This window comes from Actinoplanes teichomyceticus ATCC 31121 (assembly GCF_003711105.1).
Lineage (GTDB): Bacteria > Actinomycetota > Actinomycetes > Mycobacteriales > Micromonosporaceae > Actinoplanes > Actinoplanes teichomyceticus.
On sequence record NZ_CP023865.1, the window covers coordinates 6,716,804 to 6,737,752 of the forward strand.

General features: G+C 72.8%; 16 protein-coding genes. 12 read left to right on the forward strand and 4 right to left on the reverse strand.

What is annotated here, in order from left to right:
- Positions 1-154 precede the first annotated feature (154 nt).
- Together ACTEI_RS29420 and ACTEI_RS29425 are read left to right on the forward strand one after the other, a co-directional pair.
- The gene (locus tag ACTEI_RS29420) at positions 155-1,813 is read left to right on the forward strand and encodes an ABC transporter ATP-binding protein (RefSeq protein WP_164466176.1); all 1,659 of its coding nucleotides are present in this window, start codon (positions 155-157) and stop codon (positions 1,811-1,813) included.
- On the forward strand, positions 1,810-3,555 hold the full coding sequence (locus ACTEI_RS29425; RefSeq protein ID WP_122980624.1) for an ABC transporter ATP-binding protein: 1,746 nt from the start codon (positions 1,810-1,812) through the stop codon (positions 3,553-3,555). Before ACTEI_RS29420 ends, ACTEI_RS29425 begins: the two co-directional genes overlap by 4 nt.
- On the opposite strand, the gene ACTEI_RS29430 is transcribed toward ACTEI_RS29425, so the two are convergent.
- A complete protein-coding gene (locus tag ACTEI_RS29430) occupies positions 3,534-4,271 on the reverse strand; it encodes a polysaccharide deacetylase family protein (RefSeq protein ID WP_122980625.1) in 738 nt (245 codons plus the stop codon). The two genes, ACTEI_RS29425 and ACTEI_RS29430, sit on opposite strands and share 22 nt — an antisense overlap.
- Before the next feature lie 330 nt (positions 4,272-4,601).
- On the opposite strand from ACTEI_RS29430, the gene ACTEI_RS29435 reads away from it, so the two are divergent.
- The 5 genes from ACTEI_RS29435 (at position 4,602) to ACTEI_RS29455 (ending at position 8,546) form a co-directional block, all read left to right on the forward strand.
- Positions 4,602-4,928: a hypothetical protein gene (locus ACTEI_RS29435; RefSeq protein WP_145830995.1), complete on the forward strand. Its 327-nt coding sequence runs from the start codon at positions 4,602-4,604 to the stop codon at positions 4,926-4,928.
- 255 nt (positions 4,929-5,183) lie between these two features.
- The gene (locus ACTEI_RS29440) at positions 5,184-5,747 is read left to right on the forward strand and encodes a hypothetical protein (protein WP_122980627.1); all 564 of its coding nucleotides are present in this window, start codon (positions 5,184-5,186) and stop codon (positions 5,745-5,747) included.
- Positions 5,748-5,809: 62 nt separating this feature from the next.
- A complete protein-coding gene (locus ACTEI_RS29445) occupies positions 5,810-6,889 on the forward strand; it encodes an efflux RND transporter periplasmic adaptor subunit (RefSeq protein WP_122980628.1) in 1,080 nt (359 codons plus the stop codon).
- On the forward strand, positions 6,880-7,476 hold the full coding sequence (locus ACTEI_RS29450) for an ATP-binding cassette domain-containing protein (RefSeq protein WP_122980629.1): 597 nt from the start codon (positions 6,880-6,882) through the stop codon (positions 7,474-7,476). Before ACTEI_RS29445 ends, ACTEI_RS29450 begins: the two co-directional genes overlap by 10 nt.
- On the forward strand, positions 7,473-8,546 hold the full coding sequence (locus ACTEI_RS29455; RefSeq protein ID WP_145830996.1) for a hypothetical protein: 1,074 nt from the start codon (positions 7,473-7,475) through the stop codon (positions 8,544-8,546). The genes ACTEI_RS29450 and ACTEI_RS29455 overlap by 4 nt, the downstream gene beginning before the upstream one ends.
- An 87-nt stretch (positions 8,547-8,633) precedes the next feature.
- Here ACTEI_RS29455 and ACTEI_RS29460 read toward each other — a convergent pair whose 3' ends face one another.
- The 3 genes from ACTEI_RS29460 to ACTEI_RS29470 all read right to left on the reverse strand — a co-directional run bounded on the left by ACTEI_RS29460 (position 8,634) and on the right by ACTEI_RS29470 (position 12,821).
- The gene (locus ACTEI_RS29460; protein WP_122980631.1) at positions 8,634-9,500 is read right to left on the reverse strand and encodes a hypothetical protein; all 867 of its coding nucleotides are present in this window, start codon (positions 9,498-9,500) and stop codon (positions 8,634-8,636) included.
- The gene (locus ACTEI_RS29465) at positions 9,497-10,003 is read right to left on the reverse strand and encodes a SigE family RNA polymerase sigma factor (RefSeq protein WP_122982484.1); all 507 of its coding nucleotides are present in this window, start codon (positions 10,001-10,003) and stop codon (positions 9,497-9,499) included. The genes ACTEI_RS29460 and ACTEI_RS29465 overlap by 4 nt, the downstream gene beginning before the upstream one ends.
- A 448-nt stretch (positions 10,004-10,451) precedes the next feature.
- Complete coding sequence (locus ACTEI_RS29470) at positions 10,452-12,821, reverse strand: ATP-binding cassette domain-containing protein (RefSeq protein WP_122980632.1); 2,370 nt, start codon at positions 12,819-12,821, stop codon at positions 10,452-10,454.
- Positions 12,822-13,068: 247 nt separating this feature from the next.
- Here ACTEI_RS29470 and ACTEI_RS29475 point away from each other — a divergent pair, with 247 nt between their 5' ends.
- The 5 genes from ACTEI_RS29475 (at position 13,069) to ACTEI_RS29495 (ending at position 20,862) form a co-directional block, all read left to right on the forward strand.
- A complete protein-coding gene (locus tag ACTEI_RS29475) occupies positions 13,069-14,739 on the forward strand; it encodes an Ig domain-containing protein (protein ID WP_164466178.1) in 1,671 nt (556 codons plus the stop codon).
- A complete protein-coding gene (locus ACTEI_RS37500; protein WP_164466180.1) occupies positions 14,736-15,374 on the forward strand; it encodes a PulJ/GspJ family protein in 639 nt (212 codons plus the stop codon). The genes ACTEI_RS29475 and ACTEI_RS37500 overlap by 4 nt, the downstream gene beginning before the upstream one ends.
- A complete protein-coding gene (locus ACTEI_RS29485; RefSeq protein WP_122980634.1) occupies positions 15,371-16,870 on the forward strand; it encodes a ricin-type beta-trefoil lectin domain protein in 1,500 nt (499 codons plus the stop codon). The genes ACTEI_RS37500 and ACTEI_RS29485 overlap by 4 nt, the downstream gene beginning before the upstream one ends.
- A gap of 43 nt (positions 16,871-16,913) precedes the next feature.
- Positions 16,914-18,080, forward strand: coding sequence for an acyl-CoA dehydrogenase family protein (locus ACTEI_RS29490; protein ID WP_122980635.1), 1,167 nt, complete (start codon positions 16,914-16,916; stop codon positions 18,078-18,080).
- A gap of 118 nt (positions 18,081-18,198) precedes the next feature.
- A complete protein-coding gene (locus ACTEI_RS29495) occupies positions 18,199-20,862 on the forward strand; it encodes a helix-turn-helix transcriptional regulator (protein ID WP_122980636.1) in 2,664 nt (887 codons plus the stop codon).
- The last annotated feature ends 87 nt before the right edge of the window (positions 20,863-20,949 follow it).

Here is a 20,949-nt window from a genome sequence, read left to right on the forward strand (position 1 = left end):
GCACATTGACGCGCCCACGGGGATACGAGGAGCTCGCAAACGCCATATGGATAATCCGGACGGCCACGAGACATTCGGAAACAATGCGGACAGCCATGCTTGGCTACCATTCTTCCGCAACCATTTCCGGATCAATCGCGGACGAATAGCACTGTTGGCGCTCCTGCTGCCGCTCGACGTCGCACGCCAGTTGCTGACCCCGGAGATCCTGCGCCGGTTCATCGACGCGGCGACCGGCCACGTCCCGCAGTCGGCGGGCCGTCTGGTGGCGGTCTACTTCGCCCTGGTGGCGGCCGGGCTGGGCACGGCCACCCTGCTGACCAACGTCAGCGCCAAGCTGGCCTGGACGTCCACCAACGCCCTGCGGGACCGGATCGTGCGCAACATCCTGCACCAGCGGGCGTCCTTCTTCCACGACGCCGCGCCCGGCGAGCTGGTCGACCGGATCGACAACGACACCACCCGGCTGGGCTCGATCATGTCGAACCTGCTGCTCGACCTGGCCGCGCAGACCCTTCTCGCGGTCGGCATCGTGGCGGCCCTGTTCCATCTGGACTGGCGGTTCGGCGCCCTCTTCCTGCCGTTCGCCGCGACGATGCTGGCCCTGCTGCGACGGCAGGCCGGGCGGGCGCTGCCGCACATCGAGGCGCAGCGCCGGACCGAGGCCCGCATCCTGGGCGCCGTCGACGAGTGGACCACCGGCGCCGAGGACCTGCGTACCGGCGGGGCCGTCACGCACGTGCGCCGCGCCCTGTGGGACCTGGCCCGGCTGGAGTACCGCACCGGGCGGGCCGCGGCCGCCGCCGGGGTCCGGTGGCCGGCCACCGTGCAGGCCCTGTCGGTGGTGAGCATCCTGCTCGCGCTCGCGCTCGGCATCTGGTTGCACCATCGCGGTTCCGCGACGGTGGGGACCGTGTTCGCCGCGCTCAGCTATGCCACGCTGATCCGCTTCCCGCTCACCCAGATCGCCAGCCGGATCCAGGAGGCGCAGGCCGCGGTGGTCAGCCTGCGCCGGGTACGCGCGCTGCTGGAGAACCCGCCCGACCACCGCGGTGGCGCCGAGCTGGCCGGGACCGGCCCCTACGACCTCGTCTTCGAGCACGTGACCTTCGCCTACGGCGACGGCCCCCGGGTTCTGGACGACGTCTCGTTCCGGCTGCCACCGGGAAAGACGCTCGGCGTCGTCGGGCGCACCGGCAGCGGCAAGTCGACACTGATCAAGCTGGCCTTCCACCACGTCGCCCCGACGGCGGGACAGATCCGGATCGGCGGGCAGGACCTGCACGCGCTCGACCGGCGGGCACTGCGCCGGGCGGTGGCCTACGTCCCGCAGGGCATCACCCTGTTCACCGGAACCCTGCGCGACAACCTCACCCTCTTCGCCCCGGGGCACGACGACGCCGTCCTGGTCGCGGCGCTGCGGGAGGCGGGGCTGGGCCCGCTGCTGGAGTCCCTGCCCGACGGTCTCGACTCGCACCTCGACGCCGGGCGCAACGGCCTGTCGGTCGGCGAGGGCCAGATGCTCAACCTCGCGCGCGCCTTCCTCACCGAACCGGCCGTCGTGCTGCTGGACGAGCCGTCCGCCCAGATCGACCCGCACACCGAGCAGACCCTGCGCGAAGCGCTGCACCGGTTCGCCCGGGGCCGGACCGCGATCATCGTCTCGCACCGCCTGGCGGCGTTGCACCACGTCGACCGGATCCTGGTGCTGGAGAACGGCCGGGCGGTCGAGTACGGCGAGCCCGCGCGACTGCTCGCCGACGCGGACTCGGTCTTCGCCGGCCTGGTCGCCCAAGGACAGCCCCCGGCATGATCACCCTGCGACGGTTCATCCGGCTCCTGCGCGGGCAGCACCGCGCCTACCTGTCGCTGGTCGGCGCGTGGACGCTGCTGCGGATCGGCACGCTCGCGGTCGGCCTGCTGCTGCAGCGCGTCTTCGACGTCATCTCCGGCGAGGGCCGCGCCGGCCTCAATCCGTGGAGCGTGATCGCGGCCATCGGCGGGATCGAGGCGGCCCGCCAGACCATCCAGTTCACCGCGGTCATCTCCCGGCTGGAACCCGGCATCGTCTTCCGCACCAAGGCGCTGCTCCGCGACCAGCTGCTGACCGCCCGGCTGCGCGCCCCGGCCGGCCACGCCGACGACGGTCAGGTGCTCACCACCATGGGCAACGACGTGGAGGAGGTGAGCACGTTCGCCGCGTGGTCACCCGCGAACATCGCCCGGTGGCTGTTCGCGGTGGCGGCCATCGTCATCCTGATCACCGTCGACGTCGTCCTGGGCTCGGCGGTGCTGCTGCTCCTGCTGCTGCTGGCCGTGGTCGTCCGGTTGCTGCACGGGCGGTACCGCACCTACCGGCACGCCGGCGTGGCGGCGACCGCGCGGGTGCGCGGCGGCCTCCGCGACGCCGTCGCCGGCGTGGCCGTCATCCAGGCGGCGCACGCCGAGGAGCATGTCCGTGCCCACCTCTTCCGCCTCGGCCAGGCCCGGCGCCAGGCGGCCGTGGTGGAGGAGACCTACGGGTCCCTGCAGCAGAACATCGTCGCCAACGTCGCGCCGCTGGGCACCGGGCTGGTCCTGCTGGTGGCGGCCCAGGGCCTGCGCGACGGCACGCTGACCGTGGGCGACATCGCGCTCTTCGGCTACTACCTGCAGATGCTCACCGAAGCGCTCGCCTCGCTGGGCATGCTGGTGGTCCGCCTCCAGCGCCTCGGCATCTCCCTGGACCGGATGTATCGCAGCAGCCCGGACGGGCTGGTCGGCCGGCGGGTCGATCTGGCGGCCGAGCAGCCGTCCGGCCCGCCGCCCGGCGCCGATCCGCCGCCGGCCGGGGAACTGCGCGAACTCACCGTACGGTCGCTGTCCTACCGGGCCGGCGAGGGCGGCCCCCAGGTGACGGGCGTGTCGTTCACCGTGACCCCCGGTTCGTTGACCGTCGTCACCGGACGGGTGGGCGCGGGCAAGACGACCCTGCTCCGCGCCCTTCTCGGGCTGGTCGGCCCGGTCGAGGGCGAGATCCTCTGGAACGGCCGGGCGATCCCCCCGGACGCCCTGGCGCCGCCGCGGTGCGCTTACGTGCCGCAGGTCCCCCGCCTGTTCACCGGCACCCTGCGGGACAACATCCTGCTCGGCGTGAGCGGCACCGGGGCGGACCTGGCACGGGTGGTCCGGCTGGCCCGGCTGGAGGCCGACCTGGAGACGATGCCCCAGGGGCTGGGCACCTCGATCGGGCCCGGCGGGCTGCGCCTGTCCGGTGGGCAGTTGCAGCGGGTCGCCATCGCCCGGGCGCTGGTCCGCCGGCCCGCGATCGTCGTGCTCGACGACGGGTCCAGCGCACTCGACGGTCGTACCGAAGGGGAGCTCTTCGACGAGTTGCGGCGCGACGGCGCGACCGTGGTGGCGGTGTCCCACCGCCGGCGGCTGCTGGAGTCGGCGGACCGGATCGTCCTGCTCGAGCAGGGCGCCATGACCGGGTCGGGAAGCCTGGCGCAGCTGCTCGCCGGCAGCCCGGTGATGCGGTCGCTGTGGGCCGGTCACGCCGAGCCGCGCGCCTGAGCCCGGCCCGCCTCAGCGATCAGCTCCGAGACGGTGACCAGATCGAAGCCCTGTTCCAGCAGGCCGTCGACGATGCCGGGCAGCGCGGCCCGGGTGGCGGCGTTGGCCTGGTCCATCGGGTGCAGCAGGATCAGCGATCCGGGCCGTACGCCGGCCAGGGTCCGGGCGACGATGACGCCGGCGTCCGCCGCGGGACCCGGCGCGGTCTCCGGCTCGACATCCCAGGTGACCATGGGGCGGCCGGTGCGGTGCAGGTGGCGCGGCAGTCCCAGCAGCTTCGCGCAGTTGGGCGGCCGGAACAGGATCGGACCGGTCTGCCCGGCGCGGCGCAGCGCGTCATCGGTGCGCCGGATCTCCGTGGCGATGGTGTCCGCTCGCATGAACAGCATCCGGCGGTGGGAGTAGCTGTGGTTGGCCAGCTCGTGACCGTCGGCCCGGATCGCGGCGACGAGTTCCGGGTGCGCCTCGACGTCCCGGCCGACCAGGAAGAAGGTGGCCCGTACCCGCCGCCGGCGCAGCACGTCGAGGATCTCGTGGCAGTGCTCCGGATACGGCCCGTCGTCCAGGGTCAGGGCGGCCACCCGGCGCCCGGCCGGCACCCGGCGCAGGGCGCGACCGTAGAGATGCCAGCGACGCGATTTGACGAGCGCCCGGAAGCCCGCGGCGCCGGCCGCGACCCCGGCGGCCACCACCGCGACTGCTGTCCCCCGAGCCATCGTCGGACGATATTCCAGATCGGACAGCCCGGCCACCCCACGTCCGGTGGCGCTCGGCCGGCCCGACCTGGGTCGCCGGAAATGTTACATCTATGTACCTCGATCCCGCACGGTGGCCGCGCGCCCGCATCGCGACCGGAGGCACCATCCGGCCAGCTCACGGCCCCGCCCGGAGGGACACCGCGGGACATGGCGGCCCGCAGGGGCCAGAATCGCTCACCACGAGAGAGATCTTCGTCACATTGATCTTATCGATGGTGATACATAGTTTTCACTCGCGGCAACGGCCTGGTTGCTGCCCGCATGCACCACCAGTCACGGGAGGTCCACATGGTCAAGAAGATGCTCGCCGTCGGAACGGCAGTCACGGCAGGACTGATGGGGGCCGCGGTCGTGGCGGTGCAGCCCGCCTCCGCCGCCACCTGCATCATGAACCCCACCTGGGCCTCCACGTGGACCCGGTCGAAGACCGGCACCGGCTGCAGCGGTGTCACCACGCAGGCCCGGATCGACCGGTACGCCAGCAGCACCGTCCACACCTACACCGGCGGCTGGTCGACCAACTCGTACGTCTCGGCCAGCAACGGCACCAACGCCGGCAACGCGTGGCGGACCACCTCCACGGACGGGACCGTCTCCGCCTGGCACTGGCTGTAAGCAGATAGGCCGGCTCCTTCGGCGGCGTGGCTGGACAAGCGGCCACGCCGCCGGTTCGTACCCGGCTCACCGCACGCCACACCGGCCGACCGAAGACGACCGGGCCGGGTGTGCGGATCGGGGGCCGGGAATTCCGCCGTACAGGTAGACGGCTTGCTATCCTTCCCCGGCTCGCCCGGTCGCGCGTCGGTCCGTACGCGCGAATCCCGTGCAGGTCGAGGCGCGCCCCAATGTGGTTACTGGGAGTTGACTCGCATGAAAGCCCGTTCCATAACCCTCTTCGGCGGCACGCTGGTCGCGCTCCTCGCCGCCACTTCCGGGTGCGGCGGCTCCGATGAGAAGGTGTCCTCCAAGGACCCCTATGCCGCCGAGGTCCGGCAGGCGCAGCAGCAGGCGAAGACCGATTTTGAACGCCAAGTGCTCGCCGACGGCGCCGTCACGAAGGCGGAGTTCGACGAGGCGGTGCAGCGGTATGTCAAGTGCGCCAAGGACCGTGGCGTGGAGATCGAGCCGATCGCGGTGGGCGGCTACTACAACTACCGGACCGTCAAGTCGGACGAGTCGGAGGCGGTCAGCACGGAATGCGGCACCGGGACCACCCGGCTGATCGAGCCGCTGTATGTGGACCGGCTGATGAATCCGGAGAAGAAGGATATGGACGAGTTGACGCTCGCCTGCCTGCGAAAGAATGGCGTGGTGCCGGACGGCTACACGGTCGAGCAGTTCAAGAAAGCCGCGGAGCAGGGATTCTCCGGCGCGCCTTTCGATCCGGACGGCGCGAAGTTCCAGGCCTGCATGGCCAACCCCAGTCTGGGATAGCGTCAGCCGGCTACGGCGGCCGTTCGTACACATCGGTTCCACTCTTTCGTGAACGGGAAAGCATGAGCGACTCGGGCAAGCACGGAAACCGGCGGCGCGGCACGATGCCGCTGTTGTCCTGGGGCGCTCTGGGCGTACTGGGCGTCACCCTGTCGGCCGCGGCGGCCCTCGGCGCCTTCGCCCTCACCCAGCGGTCCGCGACGCCGGCCGCGCTCGCGGAGAGCGGCGACGACGCCGTGCTCCGGTCCACCCCGACCCGGGTCGACGACCGGCGTCGGATCGAGCTGGTTCCCGACCTGCGCCCCGCGGTGGCCGGCAGAGCGCCGCGTGCCGGCACGCTGACCACCTTCACGTGCACGCCGGGCCGCACCGTCCGGACCGGGTCGGTGCTCGCCTCCGTCGACGGCAAGGACCTCCTGGCGATCTCCACGAGCGTGCCCCTCTGGCGGGATCTGAGCCCCGGGGTCAGCGGCGCCGACGTCACCGCGCTGCAGAAGGCGCTCCGGAAACTGCGTCCGGAACTCGTGGTGACCCGGCGCTACGACACGCAGACCCGCAGAGCGCTCGGCGAGATCTACGCGAAGGCCGGACTGGACCGCGCTCAGACGACGCTGCGGCGGGACTCGGTCATCTGGCTAGCGCCCGGCGCCACCCGGATCGCGTCCTGCAACGCCGGCCTGGGCCAGCAGGTCAACGCCGGGCAGGAGCTGTTCGTCATGGAACGGACCGTCCGATCGTTCCGGGTCAAGACCGTCCCCGACGACCTGGTCGCCGGGGCGCGGCGGCTCACCCTCGAAAAGGCGAAGGTGAACCTGAAAGGGCTGGGCGCGATAGCCGAGCCCGCCGACGTCGCCAGGCTGGCCCGGACCGCGGCGTTCCGTTCCTGGCTGGACTCCGGCGGCAAGACGCCGATCACCGCCGACCTCGCGTTGACCCGGGAGATCCTGGCCCTTCCGGTGCCGGCGACCGCGGTCGTCAGCCCGCCGGGTGGCGGCACCTGCCTGACTCTCACCGACGGCAACAAGCTGGGCGTCACCATCGTCACCTCGTCCATGGGCCGCAGCCTGGTCACCTGGGACCGGATCACGGCCGCGCCGGTGTCGGTGGTCACCTCGGTCGAAGCCGACGAGACATGCGACTAGAAGCCGAGAAGCTCGGCCACAGCTTCGGCGATGTGGTGATCTTCCAGGACGTCAGCTTCGCGATCGACTCCGGCGAGATGGTCGCGCTGCGCGGCCCCTCCGGCTCGGGCAAGAGCACGCTGCTGAGCATCCTGTCCGGTTCGGTGACGCCCACCCGGGGACGGGTGATCCGGGCCGGCGACTGTCGCGTCGGCTGGGTCTTCCAGAATCCGCACGGGGTCTCCCGCCGTACCGTGCTCGACCATGTGGTCCTGCCGTTGCTGGCCCGAGGCGCGCGGCGCGCCGAGGCCGAGCGCACCGCGCGGGGCGTGCTCGCGGAGTTCCGCCTCGGCGAGCTCACCGACAGCCCGTTCCGGTCGCTGTCCGGCGGCGAGGCGCAGCGCCTGATGCTCGCCCGGGCCCTGACCTCGTCGCCGGACCTGCTCCTCGTCGACGAGCCGACCGCCCAGCTCGACCCGGTCAGCGCCGCCACCGTCGTGCAGGTGCTCGGCAGCCTCCGGGACAGGGGCGTGATGGTCCTCGTGGCGACCCACGACGACCGGGTCGGCGAAGCCTGCACCAGAAGCATTCACATGGGGAACCGATGAGGGCGCGGGCGATACTTTCAGAGGCTTTCCGGAACCTGCTCTCCGGCGCCGGCCGGCCGGCCCTCATGATCGCGGTCTACGTCGTCCTCTGCGCCACGATCGGCGCCACCGAGGTGATGGCGATCAGCGGGATCATCCGCGACGGCGACAATTTCCGGGCGGCGGGCGCCTCGACCTTCATGCTCTCCGCCCCGGCCGGCGTCGACGGGATCCGGTGCGAGAGCCTCGGGAACTCCCCGAACGTGACAGCCGCCGGAGCCATGCGCGAGGCCCGGGGAAACCGGCTGACCGCGTTGCCCGTCTCGGGAGTCACCCTGCGGGAGGTGACCACCGGCTTCCTGAACGCCATCGCGCCCGCCACCGGACGGCATCCGGCCCCGCGCGACGGCGTCGCCGTCCCGGAGAGCCTGGCGAAGTCGCTCGACATCCGGCCGGGCGAGTATCTGGCCAGCTCGGGCGGGCCGCTGCGGATCGGCGGACTGCTCACCTACGCCGACGACGGCCGCGACCAGGTGCTCGACAACTCGATCCTCGGAGTGGTGCCCGGCGACGGGCTGTTCGACGAGTGCTGGATCAGCCTGTCCACCTACGACCGCGCCTCCCTGCACCTGCTCTCGACCAGCATCGTCGCGGCCTACGACCCGGACGGCGACGTCACCGTACGGCAACTCAACTCGTCCCTCGGCGAGCGTTTCGACGGGGCCACCCGCTTCGCCGAGCGCCCCACCCGCCACGCCCCCTACCTCGCGTTCGGGGCCACCGCCCTGCTCGCCCTGGCGGGCGTGTGGTCGCGCCGGCTGGCGCTGGCCTCGGACCGCCATGCCGGCGTGCGCCGGTTCGATCAGCTCGCCATGTTGACGACCGAAGCGGTGGCGTGGGGCCTGGCCGGGCTGCTGGTCGTCCTTGCCCTGACCCGGACCTGGCTGGAGCTCACCGGCTACTCGGCGTTCACCTTCGACCAGGTCGTGCGGATCGGCGCCGCGGGCTTCTTCGGCGTTCTGGCCGGGACCCTGGTGGGGTGGTCGCTGGTCCGGGAGAAGCGCCTGTTCGCGTACTTCAAGCATCGCTGAGCCATCGCCCGGCCCGGCCGCGCCGAGGCGCCGCACCGGCCCGGCGTGGCCCGGGCGCGCCGGTGCACCACACCGGCCCGGCGCGGCCTAGCTCGGATAGAAGTTGCCGTAGACGTCCAGGCTCCGGCCGCCGGCGGTGGTGGCCACCGCTTCGTACGTGTCACCGCCCGCGTTCCGGCCACCCGCGTCATAGGCGTACTTCGCGGTGAACGTGTACGTCCCGGGCGCGATCTCGTCCGCCGGGGCCAGCGTGAACGTGTAGAGCAGCGCATCGGCCCGCTCGGTGACGCCGACGCTCACGCTGGCGCCGGGCACCGACTTGGTCCCGCCGCGCGAGGTCAGTCCGGGCGTGCGCGCCACCCGGACGGTCACGGTCAACGCGGTCAGCTTCTCGGTGGTCTTCAGCGTGATCACGCCGCCGCCCCGGGTGTCGCCGCTGTCCGGGTCGATCGACCCGTCGGACCACAGCGGCCCCTGCTCGACCCGGGTGTTGCCGGGCGCGCCCTTGGCCGGCGCCGGTACGGCCGGGGCCGTCGTCGGGGCCGAGGCGGTGGCCGCAGTGGTGCCGGGCGTGCGCGTGGCGGGCCTCGTGGTCGCCGGCGCCGTGGGCCGCGACCCGGTGGCCGAGGGGGCGGTGGACGGCCCGGCGGTGGACGGGCTGGGCGCCACCGTGGAGATCGTCGGGGTGGGTGCCGGGGCGGTCTCGTCGCCGCGCTGGTCGCCGGCCAGCGCCCACTGCGCCGCGAACCCGCCGCCGCCGAAGAGCGCGACCAGCGCGCCGACGGCCGCCAGCCGCAGCCGGGGACCGCCGCGCCGCCGCGCCGACCGGCTCGCCGCGGCCGGTCCGGTCATCGCGCCTGCGGTGATCCGGGCCAGCATGGCCTCGCGGTCCGGCCGGTGGGCGGCGGCCTCCGCGCGCAGGGCGGCCCGCAGTTGCTCGTCCGAGAGCCTCATCGGGCCGCCTCCCAGCCGTCGATCCGGGTGACCGCCCCGCCCAGCAGGTCGGCCAGCTGTTTCGCGCCCCGAGAGGTGGCGCTCTTCACCGCCCCGACGGAGATGCCCAGCGTCGCGGCGACCTCGCGCTCGGACAGGTCGAACGCGTACCGCAAGACTACGCAGGCGCGCCGGCGGTGCGGGAGCTTGCGCAGGGCGCTGCGGACGTCCAGGACGGCGGGCACGTCACCGCCGGCCGCCGTACGGCCGGACAAGCCGAAGGTGAGCAGGCGCTCCCGGCCGCGGCGGCGCACCCACTGGCGGGCCAGGTTCATCAGGATGCCGTGGCCGTACGCGGCCGGGTCGTCCGCCGCCTGCACCCGGTCCCAGTGCCGCCACACCTCGGTGAGCGCGTCCGCGGCCAGGTCGTCGGCGACGCCCGCCTCCCCGGTCATGAGATAGGCCAGCCGCGACAGCGACGCATGGTGCCGCTCGAAATACGCGCGGAACGCGTCGTCGCGCATCGGCGCCCCCAGGTTCACTGGCCGGATTGTTTCCTGAACTTTTCCCGGACCGGACGACGTTAGAGATCAACTAGCCGCCCTCGCAAGATCCGACCGGCCGGTGAGACGCGGTCGTCACTCCGGTCGCCCGGGCCGTCCGGACAGCGCTTTCCCACCGGTCGTGGACCGGTGTCGAGGCTGCCTGGCCACCCTGCCGAAAAGGGACGGCCATGTCAATGCAGCGCTGCAAAACCGTCCCGGCCGCGCCGGACAGGCCGACCGGCCGAGAAAGGCGAGCCCGGCAGGCAGACCGGACCCGGCAGGCAGACCGGACCCGGCAGGCAGACCGCGCCCGGCAGGCGGGCCGAGCCCGGCAGGCAGACCGAGCCCGGCAGGCAGGCCGGGCCCGGCAGGCAGACCGAGCCCGGCAGGTGAGCGTTCGCTCCGCGGGGAAGATCCGCGCCGCGGATCAGGCTCCGACGTACGCGGCCAGATGTTCCCCGGTCAGCGTCGACCGGTCGGCGACCAGGTCGGCCGGGGTGCCCTCGAACACGACACGGCCGCCGTCGTGGCCGGCGCCCGGCCCCAGGTCGATGATCCAGTCGGCGTGCGCCATCACGGCCTGGTGGTGCTCGATGACGATGACCGAGCGCCCGGCGTCGACCAGCCGGTCCAGCAGGCCGAGCAGTTGCGCCACATCGGCCAGGTGCAGCCCGGTGGTCGGCTCGTCGAGGACGAAGACGCCGCCCTCCTCGCCCATGTGCACGGCCAGCTTGACCCGCTGCCGTTCGCCGCCGGAGAGGGTGGACAGGGGCTGGCCCAGGGTGAGGTAGCCGAGGCCGACGTCGGCGAGCCGCTGAAGGATCCGGTGCGCGGCCGGGTTGCGGGCCTCCCCCGCGGCGAAGAACTCCACCGCCTCGGTGACCGGCATCGCCAGCACCTCGCTGATGTCCCGGCCACCGACCCGGTACTCCAGCACGGACGCGTCGAACCGCCGCCCCTCGCACACCTCGCAGGTGGTGGCCACCCCGGCCATCATCGCGAGATCGGTGTAGATCACCCCGGCGCCGTTGCAGTTCGGGCAGGCGCCCTCGGAGTTGGCGCTGAACAGCGCCGGCTTCACCCCGTTGGCCTTGGCGAACTGTTTGCGGATCGGTTCCAGCAGGCCGGTGTACGTCGCCGGGTTGCTGCGCCGCGATCCCCGGATCGCGCCCTGATCGACCGCCACCACGCCGTCACGCCCGGCCACCGAGCCGTGGATCAGGGAGCTCTTGCCGGACCCGGCCACACCGGTGACCACGACGAGCACGCCGAGCGGAATGTCCACGTCGACGTCGCGCAGATTGTGGGTGGCGGCGCCGCGCACGGGGAGGAAGCCGGCCGGCTTGCGTACGTCGGGTTTGAGCGCCGCCCGGTCGTCCATGTGCCGCCCGGTCAGCGTGCCGCTCGCCCGCAGCCCCGCCAGGCTGCCCTGGTAGACGATCTCGCCGCCGTTCGCGCCGGCGCCCGGGCCGAGGTCGACGACGTGGTCGGCGATCGCGATCGCCTCCGGCTTGTGTTCCACCACCAGCACCGTGTTGCCCTTGTCCCGCAGCTGCCGCAGCAGCTGGTTCATCCGCTGGATGTCGTGCGGGTGCAGCCCGATGGTGGGTTCGTCGAAGACGTAGGTGACGTCGGTCAGCGACGAGCCGAGGTGCCGGATCATCTTGGTGCGCTGTGCCTCGCCGCCGGAGAGGGTGCCCGCCGGGCGGTCCAGGGACAGGTAGCCCAGTCCGATCTCGATGAACGAGTCCAGGGTGTGCTGGAGTTTCGCCAGCAGCGGGGCGACCGAGGGCTCGTCGAGGGCGCGCACCCACTCGGCCAGGTCACTGATCTGCATCCGGCAGACGTCGGCGATGTTGACGCCCTTGATCTTCGACGAGCGGGCGCCCTCGTTGAGCCGGGTGCCGTCGCAGTCCGGGCAGGTGGTGAACGTGATGGCCCGGTCGACGAAGGCGCGGATGTGCGGCTGCATCGCCTCCCGGTCCTTGGCCAGGAAGGACTTCTGGATCGACGGGATCAGGCCGGCGTACGTCAGGTTGATGCCGTCGACCTTGATCTTGGCCGGCTCCCGGTGCAGCAGGTCGTGCAGCTCCCGCTCGGTGTACTCGCGGATCGGCTTGTCCGGATCGAAGAAGCCGCTGCCCCGGAAGATCCGGCCGTACCAGCCGTCCATGCTGTACCCGGGGATGGTGAGCGCGCCCTCGTTGAGCGACTTCCGCTCGTCGTACAGCGCGGTCAGGTCGAAGTCGGTGACCGCGCCGCGGCCCTCGCACCGCGGGCACATGCCGCCGGTGATGCGGAAACTGCGCCGTTCCCGGGTGGTGACCCCGCCCTTGTCGAGGGTGACCGCGCCGGCGCCGGAGATCGAGGCGACGTTGAACGAGTACGCCTGCGGCGAGCCGATGTGCGGCCGGGCGAGCCGGCTGAACAGGATCCGCAGCATGGCGTTGGCGTCGGTGGCGGTGCCGACCGTGGAGCGCGGGTCGGCGCCCATCCGCTCCTGGTCCACCACGATCGCCGTGGTCAGGCCCTCCAGCACGTCCACCTCGGGCCGGGCCAGGGCGGGCATGAAGCCCTGCACGAACGCGCTGTACGTCTCGTTGATCATCCGCTGCGACTCGGCGGCGATGGTGCCGAAGACCAGCGAGCTCTTGCCGGAGCCGGAGACGCCGGTGAAGGCGGTCAGCCGGCGCTTGGGAATCTCGACGCTGACGTCCTTGAGGTTGTTCACCCGCGCGCCGTGCACGCGGATCAGATCGTGGCTGTCGGCGGCGTGCCGCACCGGCGTCTCATCCATGGCGGCAAGGCTAGTGGCGGCGCGCAGCGCGGTGCTTCTCGTTTCCTGACCGATTCGCGGGCGTCGCCCCCGCGCCGAACCTCGCTTCTCGTCTCCTGACCGGTTCGCGGGCGTCGCCCCGGGGCCGAACCTCTAAACGGGCCCGGCCGCCTGCCGATCTACAGCACGTCACATCGAGACGCCGCCGACGGTGTCTCGCCGTGCCGGACCGGCTCGACGAACGGCAAGCATGCGGGAGAACGCGGTGGTGAGCGAAGCACGGCCGGAGACCGGCGACGAGGGCTACAGCGTCTTCGAGATGGTCCTCGCGGTCGCGATCGTGAGCACCATCATGATTGCCAGCAGCCCGTTCTTCCTGAGCAGTCTGGTGAGCGTCAACAAGCAGCGCACCAAGCAGGCCGCGGTGCAGCTGGCCGACACCGCCATGGAGCAGGTGCGCGGCCTCAAGGGCAGCTCGCTGCTGAGCGGCCGCAGCAAGACCGCCACCCAGCGGCAGTTCGACGAGGCGCCCGCCGTGGTCCGGCCGTTCCTGGCGGCCATGGAGGTCGCCGGCGACCCGATGATCACCGACGCCGCCGCCACCGCGGGCGTGGACGCGCCGATCTCCACGAACGCGCAGCGGGTCACCGTGGAGGGGACCACCTACACGCAGAACATCTACGTCGGCAAGTGCGAGGTCTACCTGACCGGCACCAGTGAGTGCGTCTACCCCAAGGGCTCGGGCGCGCCCGCCGACACCACCCAGATCCTGCGGTTCTTCCGCGTCGTGGTGCTCGAGACCTGGCCCGACCACAGCTGCTCCGGCGGCACCTGCGACTACGTCGCCACCACCCTGGTGTCGAACGCCTCCGAGCCGACCTTCGACTTCAACCGTCCGGCCCCGCAGGTGATGAACAACGACCAGACCTGGTACGTCAACGAGGCCGTGACGTACCAGATGCAGGCGCGCGGCGGCCAGCTGCCGAACTCCTGGACCGTCGGCGCGCTCCCGGCCGGTCTCGGGATGACCCCGGCCGGCGTGATCACCGGAACCCCGACCGTCGCCGGCGTCACCTCGACCACCGCCACCGTCACCGACCGCGCGAACCGCAACAACACCGGGTCGGTCAGGTTCACCGTGCTGCGCCTGCCCACCGTGACCGTGCCGGCGAGCGCCGCCGGCCACGTCGGCGAGGCGGTCACCCTGGCCGTCACCGGCGCCAACGGGGCGACCCCGTACACCTTCGCCGCGGAGGGGCTGCCGGACGGGCTGACCCTGAACGCCACCACCGGGGCGATCACCGGCGCCGCCACCACCGCCGGCGTCTACTCCGTGAAGGTCACCGTGACCGACGTCAACCGGCGCACCGGCACGGCCTCCTACACCCACACCGTGCACCCCGCGCTCACCCTGGGCACGCTGGCCGACCGGACGATCGACCTGAAGGCGAGGATCGACCTGACCGCGGCCGGCTCCGGCGGCGACGGGAGCTACACCTACAGCGCCACCGGCCTGCCGCCCGGCCTCTCGGTCAACGCCCGGACCGGCGTCGTCTCGGGCCGGCCCACCGCGTCCGGCCGGTTCCTGCCCACGATCACCGTCACCGACGGCGCGGGTGGCACCGCCGGCCAGCAGTTCGTGATGATCCTGACCACCACCGACTCGCTGATCTTCACCGCGCCGTCGCTGACCGCACCGGATCAGACGACCGCCCGGGGCACGGCGAGGTCCCTGACGCTGGCCACGAACGGGACCCTGCTCAACCTGTCGCCGTCGCTGTCGGTCACCGGCCTGCCGCCGGGCCTGAGCCTCAACGCGCTGACCGGGGTGATCTCCGGGACGCCGACCACGGCCGGCACCTGGACCGTCACCGCGACGGCCACCACCCTGACCCCGCCGAGCAGCAGCATCCTCACCTTCGTCTGGAAGATCACATGAGCGACGACCGGGAGACCCCGCCGCCCGCGCCGGCCACCGACGATCAGGGTTTCTCGCTGATCGACCTGATCGTCGCCACGTCGCTGATGTCGATGATCCTGATGCTGGTCACCGGCGCGGTCCTGGAGGTGTACTCCACCGTCAACCGCACCGAGACGCTGAGCATCGCCCGGGACGAGGTCGGCAACAGCTTCCGCCGGCTGGACAAGGAGCTGCGCTACGCCACCTGGGTGTCCACCCCCGCCCAGGTGGGCTCCGCCTGGTACCTGGAGTACGCCACCGCCACCGGCTGCCAGCAGCTCGTCTTCCGGGACGGCACGCTCACCCGGGCCGCCTGGACGCTGCCCGGCACCACGCCGGGCAGCGCGATCCCGCTCGCCTCGGACCTGGCGCAGACCGGGACCGTCGCCCCGTTCACCGTCTACGCGCCCGGCGACGAGCCGTACGCCTCGGCGAGCCCGGACACCAGCGGTGTCGGCAGCGAGTACGAACCCGAGCACGCCCAGATCCGGCTGCGGTTCACCGGCCGGGCCGGCAACACCAGCCTGCCCGTGGACGTGCTCTTCACCGCCCAGAACACCAGCCGCAACACTCCGGCGCTCAACGAGTGCAGCAAGGGAAGGCCGGCCGCATGAGGCTCTCGCTCCGCCCCGGCGACGACCGGGGGTCGATGCCGATGGCGATGCTCGTCGTCACCGTCGTGCTGTCGCTGTCCACCACGATGGTGCCGATCGTGGTCCGCCAGATCATGAACAGCCAGAACTACGCGCAGCGCGCCTCCGCGCTCGATGCCGCCCAGGCCGGCATGGACGTGATGATGGCGCGCGTCCGGGCCGCCTCGGACGAGAGCCTGAACGGTTTCCTGGAGGACGTGCCGCCCTGTCAGATGACCGGCGTGGTGGGCGTCGCCGACGGCAACGTGAAGTCGTCGTACTCGGTGTCGGTGACCTACCGCGACCGGGACGGCGACGTGATGGCCGGATGCGCCGTCAACGAGGTGCCCACCACGGCGATCGTCGAGTCGGCCGGCATCAGCGGGTCGGTCACCCGCACCCTGGTCGCCACCTACGTCTTCTCCACCAGCAACACCAACATCCCGGGCGGCCAGATCAAGGTCGCCGACTACAACCTGTGCTTCGACGCCGGGGCGGCGAAGAGCCCGGCGGCCGGCACCGCGGTCGGGGTCAGGACCTGCGACGGCAGCAGCCGGCAGCAGTTCGGCTACACGCCCGACCTGTACCTCAAGCTGATCTACTCGGAGTCGTCCACGGCGCAGGCCGGCATGTGCCTGTCCTCGGGCCCCTCGCCGCACCGGAACGGCACCACCATCGTCTTCCAGCCCTGCCCGACGGTCCGCGACTACCGGTTCCAGTGGGGCCTGGACGGCAGCAGCATGTTCCACGCGTCCTACATGAAGACCACCTCGGCCGGCGCGACGGTCGCGGCCCAGGACAGCTACTGCATCACCCGGGTCGCCACGCCCGCGTCGATCGCCCTGGGCAGCTGCTCCGCGAACGGCGGCACCACCGTGTGGCGCTCCGACCCCGGGGTGGGCGCCGGGATGGCCGGTGACAGCACCAACCAGCTGGTCAACTACAAGCAGTTCAGCCGCTGCCTGGACGTGACGAACAAGGACGTCAACCAGAGGTACATGATCGCCTGGTACTGCAAGCAGGACCCGTCCGGCAACGTCGAGCTCAACCAGCAGTGGACGCATCCGGTCCCGGTCCTGCCGGCCATCTCGGCCACCGGGCCGATCGTCGTCAACAACCCGAACAGCACGGTCAAGGACGTCCCGAACAAGGACTACTGCCTGCGGTCGCCGGGCAGCGCGGCCAGCACCGTCTACGTGACCGTGGAGTCCTGCCCGACCGCGTCCGCCAAGTTGAGGACGGAGTACCAGTGGACCGTCTACCACGACACCGGTGACTACGGGACCAGCTACCGGATCATGGACTACAAGGGTTTCTGCCTGACCCCCACCGACCTCACCGTCGCCAGCCCGGACTGGCACGGCGACCACACCGCCAAGGTCAAGGTAGCCGTGTGCAACACGTCCGACCTGCAGAAGTGGAACGCGCCGTCGAACATCCAGCGGCCCACGCCGCTGACCAACCTGACCGAGAAGTGATCGGGGCTACCGCGCCGGGCCCGGCAGGCCGCAGACTCCTGGGATGACGATGACCGATCCGCTCGAACTGCTCGACATCGCCGGGCTGCTCAACGACGAGGAACGGCAGATCCAGGAGACGGTGGCCCGGTTCGTGGCCGACCGGGTCCGGCCGTACGTCGCGGAGTGGTTCGAGGCCGGCACGTTCCCCCGCGAGCTCGCCCCGGAACTGGGCAAGCTCGGCGTGCTCGGCATGCACCTGGACGGGTACGGCTGCGCCGGCACCAGCGCCGTCGCCTACGGCCTGGCCTGCCTGGAGCTGGAGGCCGGCGACTCCGGCCTGCGCAGTTTCGTGTCGGTGCAGGGCTCGCTGGCGATGTTCTCGATCTTCAAGTACGGCTCGGAGGAGCAGAAACTCCAGTGGCTGCCCCGGATGGCGGCCGGCGAGGCGATCGGCTGCTTCGGGCTGACCGAGCCGGACTTCGGCAGCGACCCGGCCAACATGCGCACCCGGGCGGTCCGCGACGGCGACGACTGGATCCTCACCGGCACCAAGATGTGGATCACCAACGGCAGCATCGCCGACGTCGCCACCGTCTGGGCGCGGACCGAGGACGGCATCCGCGGCTTCCTGGTCCCCCGGGGCACCCCCGGGTTCACCACCCGCACCATCAAGCAGAAGCTGTCCCTGCGCGCGTCGATCACCGGTGAGCTGATCCTGGACGGGGTGCGCCTGCCCGACTCCGCCCGGCTCCCCGGCGCGCACAGCCTCGGCGCCCCGCTGAGCTGCCTGAACGAGGCCCGTTTCGGCATCATCTTCGGCGCGGTCGGCGCCGGCCGCGACTGCCTGCGCACCGCGATCGACTACGCGAACACCCGCGTCCAGTTCGACCGCCCGATCGCCGCGTTCCAGCTCACCCAGCAGAAGCTGGCGGACATGGCGGTGGACCTGAACACCTCCGCGCTGCTCGCCCTGCACCTGGGCCGGCTCAAGGACGCCGGCACGATCAAGCCGCACCAGGTCAGCGTCGGCAAGCTGAACAACGTCCGCAAAGCGCTGTCGATCGCCCGCACGTGCCGCACCGTCCTCGGCGGCAGCGGCATCACCCTGGAGTACTCCCCGCTGCGCCACGCGAACAACCTGGAGTCGGTCCTCACCTACGAGGGGACCTCGGAGATCCACACCCTGGTCATCGGCCAGGCGCTGACCGGGCACGCCGCCTACCGGTGACGGCGGCGTCCCGGGGCGGCCCGGCGCCCCCGGCGATGCCGGTCACTGCGGCTTGGGCCGCGCCCGCGGTCCGGGCAGACTGGGCGGGGATCGACGGCACGCCTGGGGGAGCCACCGGATGGATCTCGACCTGGACGCGCCCGGCCTGATCGGCCGGGCCGGGGTGTGGGCCGAGCTGGTCGCGCTGCTGGGCCCGGAGCGGTCCGACGGCGCCGGGGCGCTGCTGGTCGGCCCGGCCGGCATCGGGAAGACCACGCTGGTCGACCGCTTCGCCGAGCACGCCCGCCAGCGGGGTCTGCCGGTGCTGCGGGCCACCGGCGAGTCCGGCGCGGAGGCGTACTCGGTGCTGCGCGCCCTGTTCGGCGGCGCCCGCCTGGACGATCTGCCCGGCGGGCAGCACCGCGCGCTGCATGCCGCCCTGACCGGCGCGAGCGCCGGTCCCGACCTGCTGGCGCTGCGGGCGGCGGTGTGCGCGGCCGCCTCGCTGCTGGCCGGCGACCGGACGCTGGTGCTGGCGGTCGACGACGTGGACCGCACCGATCCGCCCTCGCTGGACCTGCTGCTCACCCTGACCTCGGTGCTCAGCTGGCGGCAGCTGCCGGTGGTCGCGCTGTTCGCCGCCCGCACCGAGCGGGCGCCGGTCGAGCTGGCCGAGCTGGTACGCCAGATCCCGGTGCCGCCGCTGACCGACCGGGAGGCCGAACGCCTGCTCGACCGGCTCGGGGCGCCGGCCGGCGCGACCCGGCTGGAGGTGCTGCGCCGGGCCGCCGGCAATCCGCTGGCCCTGCACGAATACGGCGCCGGGCCCGGCACGCCGGCGGAGGCCGGGGTGGCGGAGATGTTCGCCCGTCGCGTACGGGACCTGCCGGAGGTCTCCCGGCACGCGCTGACCCTGGCCGCGGCCGGCGAGCGAAGCGTCACCGCGCTGGCCCGGGCCGAGCCGGCGGTGACCCTGGCCGCCTGGCAGCCCGCCGAGGAGGCCGGCCTGGTCACGGTGACCGACGCGGTGGTCCGATTCCGGCATCCGCTGGTGGAGTTCGCCGTGTTCGACACGGCCGGCGTCGACGCCCGGCGTCGGGCGCACCGGATCCTGGCCCGGGCCAGCGCCGATCCGCGCCGCGCGCTGTGGCACCGGGCCGAGGCCGCCGACGGCGTCGACCCGCAGCTGGCCGCCGAGCTGATCGCCGCCGCCCGGACACTCGACGGCGCCGCCGCGGTCACCGCGATCGGCCTGCTGGAGCAGGCCGGTGACCGGTTGCCGGCCGCCGGGCGGGCGCCGGTGCTGCTGGAGGCCGCCGCCCGCGCGGCCGCGGTCGGCCGGATCCGCTGGGCCGCCGACATCGCCGCCCGGGCCCGGGCGGCGCTCACCCCGGACGCGGACCCGGCCATGCGGGCCGGCCTGGACGCGCTCGCCTCGTGGGTGCTGACCATGCGCGGCCGGGTGGCCGACGCCGCGGCGCTGCTCACCGGTGCCCTCACCGGCTCGGACCCGGCCGCGCCGCCGGCGACGCTGATCGACACCGCCGCGCTGCCGGCCTTCCTGCTCGGGTCCGGCCCGCTGCACGAGGCGCTGGGCGCCGCCCTGCTCGCCGCGGGCGGCGGCAACCCGCTGGCGCTGGCGCTGGTCCGGCCGGACGAGCGGGTCCGGGCGGCGATCCGGGACGTGCCCGATCCGGTGACGGCCGCGCAGCTCGGGCCGGCCGCGGTGGCCGGTGCCGCGGCGATGCTGCTCGACGAGCCGGAAGAGGCGCTGCGGCTGCTCACGCCGGGGGTGCGGGCCGCGGTCGGCGGGACGGCGGCCAGCGTGATCCTGACCGCGCCCGGCGCCGCCTGCTGGGCGCTGATCGACACCGGCCGCTGGGTGGAGGCCGAGCGGTGGCTGGTGCCGCTGCTGGCCTCGCCGGTGACGGCCGAGGCGACCATGGTTCGGGCCGGCGCCCAGGTCCAGCTCGCGGTGATCGGAGCCGGTCGCGGCCGTGCCGAGCCGGAGCTCGCCGAACCGGCCGAACCGGCGCTGCGGCTGCGCCTGGGCTGGGCCCGGGGGGTCGCCGCGGCGGCAGCCGGGGAGCACCGGGAGGCGTACCGGCGGCTGCGCGCGGCGGTGGAGATCCCGCATCCGTGGCAGCCGCTGCTGCTTCCGGATCTGATCGTGGCGGCGGGGCACGCCGGTCGTACGGCGCAGGCGCGGGCGATCCACGAGCGGTTGCGGGAGGCGTACCGCGGATCGTGGCTGACCGCCCGCACGCGGTCGCGCCTCGCCGCGGCCGACGCCCTGCTGGTCCCGGACCCGGCCCACGGCGCGCGGCGGCTGTCCGCGGTGCTCGACGCGCCGGGCGCGGACCGCTGGCCGTTCGAGCGGGCGGTGCTCGCGGTCGAGCTCGCCGACCGGCTGCGCCGCGCCCAGCAGCCGGCCCGGGCCCGCGACGTGCTGGTCGGCGCGCTGGACACGTTCGAGCGCCTGCGCGCCGCGGCGTGGACCGCCCGGGTCCACACCGATCTGCGCATCGCCACCGCGCCCACCGAGGGCGACCGGTTCGCCGGGCTGAGCGCCCAGCAGGAGCAGATCGTCCGGCTCGCCGCGCGGGGTCTGACCAACCGGGAGATCGGCGAGCGCCTGTTCCTCTCCCCGCGCACCGTCGGCTCCCACCTGTACCGGCTCTTCCCGCAGCTCGGCGTCACCAACCGCACCCAGCTCGGCGACCTGGTCGCCGCCCTGGACCGGCGCGCGCCGCGGGATCCGCGCCGGGCCGCCGACGGCCCGGCCCCGAAGGGGCAGCCATGACCGCTCCGGACCATGCCGCGCGCCGGCCGGCGGAGCGCGCCCGGTCCCCGATCGGGCAGGTCACCGGCCGGCTGCGGGCCACCCTCG

Coding starts and splice junctions, on each gene's coding strand:
- ACTEI_RS29490 (WP_122980635.1), top strand. CDS start 16,914: ATGACGATGACCGATCCGCTCGAACTGCTCGACATCGCCGGGCTGCTC.
- ACTEI_RS29465 (WP_122982484.1), bottom strand. CDS start 10,003: ATGCGCGACGACGCGTTCCGCGCGTATTTCGAGCGGCACCATGCGTCG.
- ACTEI_RS29440 (WP_122980627.1), top strand. CDS start 5,184: ATGAAAGCCCGTTCCATAACCCTCTTCGGCGGCACGCTGGTCGCGCTC.
- ACTEI_RS29450 (WP_122980629.1), top strand. CDS start 6,880: ATGCGACTAGAAGCCGAGAAGCTCGGCCACAGCTTCGGCGATGTGGTG.
- ACTEI_RS29455 (WP_145830996.1), top strand. CDS start 7,473: ATGAGGGCGCGGGCGATACTTTCAGAGGCTTTCCGGAACCTGCTCTCC.
- ACTEI_RS29495 (WP_122980636.1), top strand. CDS start 18,199: ATGGATCTCGACCTGGACGCGCCCGGCCTGATCGGCCGGGCCGGGGTG.
- ACTEI_RS37500 (WP_164466180.1), top strand. CDS start 14,736: ATGAGCGACGACCGGGAGACCCCGCCGCCCGCGCCGGCCACCGACGAT.
- ACTEI_RS29460 (WP_122980631.1), bottom strand. CDS start 9,500: ATGAGGCTCTCGGACGAGCAACTGCGGGCCGCCCTGCGCGCGGAGGCC.
- ACTEI_RS29425 (WP_122980624.1), top strand. CDS start 1,810: ATGATCACCCTGCGACGGTTCATCCGGCTCCTGCGCGGGCAGCACCGC.
- ACTEI_RS29435 (WP_145830995.1), top strand. CDS start 4,602: ATGGTCAAGAAGATGCTCGCCGTCGGAACGGCAGTCACGGCAGGACTG.
- ACTEI_RS29430 (WP_122980625.1), bottom strand. CDS start 4,271: ATGGCTCGGGGGACAGCAGTCGCGGTGGTGGCCGCCGGGGTCGCGGCC.
- ACTEI_RS29470 (WP_122980632.1), bottom strand. CDS start 12,821: ATGGATGAGACGCCGGTGCGGCACGCCGCCGACAGCCACGATCTGATC.
- ACTEI_RS29485 (WP_122980634.1), top strand. CDS start 15,371: ATGAGGCTCTCGCTCCGCCCCGGCGACGACCGGGGGTCGATGCCGATG.
- ACTEI_RS29445 (WP_122980628.1), top strand. CDS start 5,810: ATGAGCGACTCGGGCAAGCACGGAAACCGGCGGCGCGGCACGATGCCG.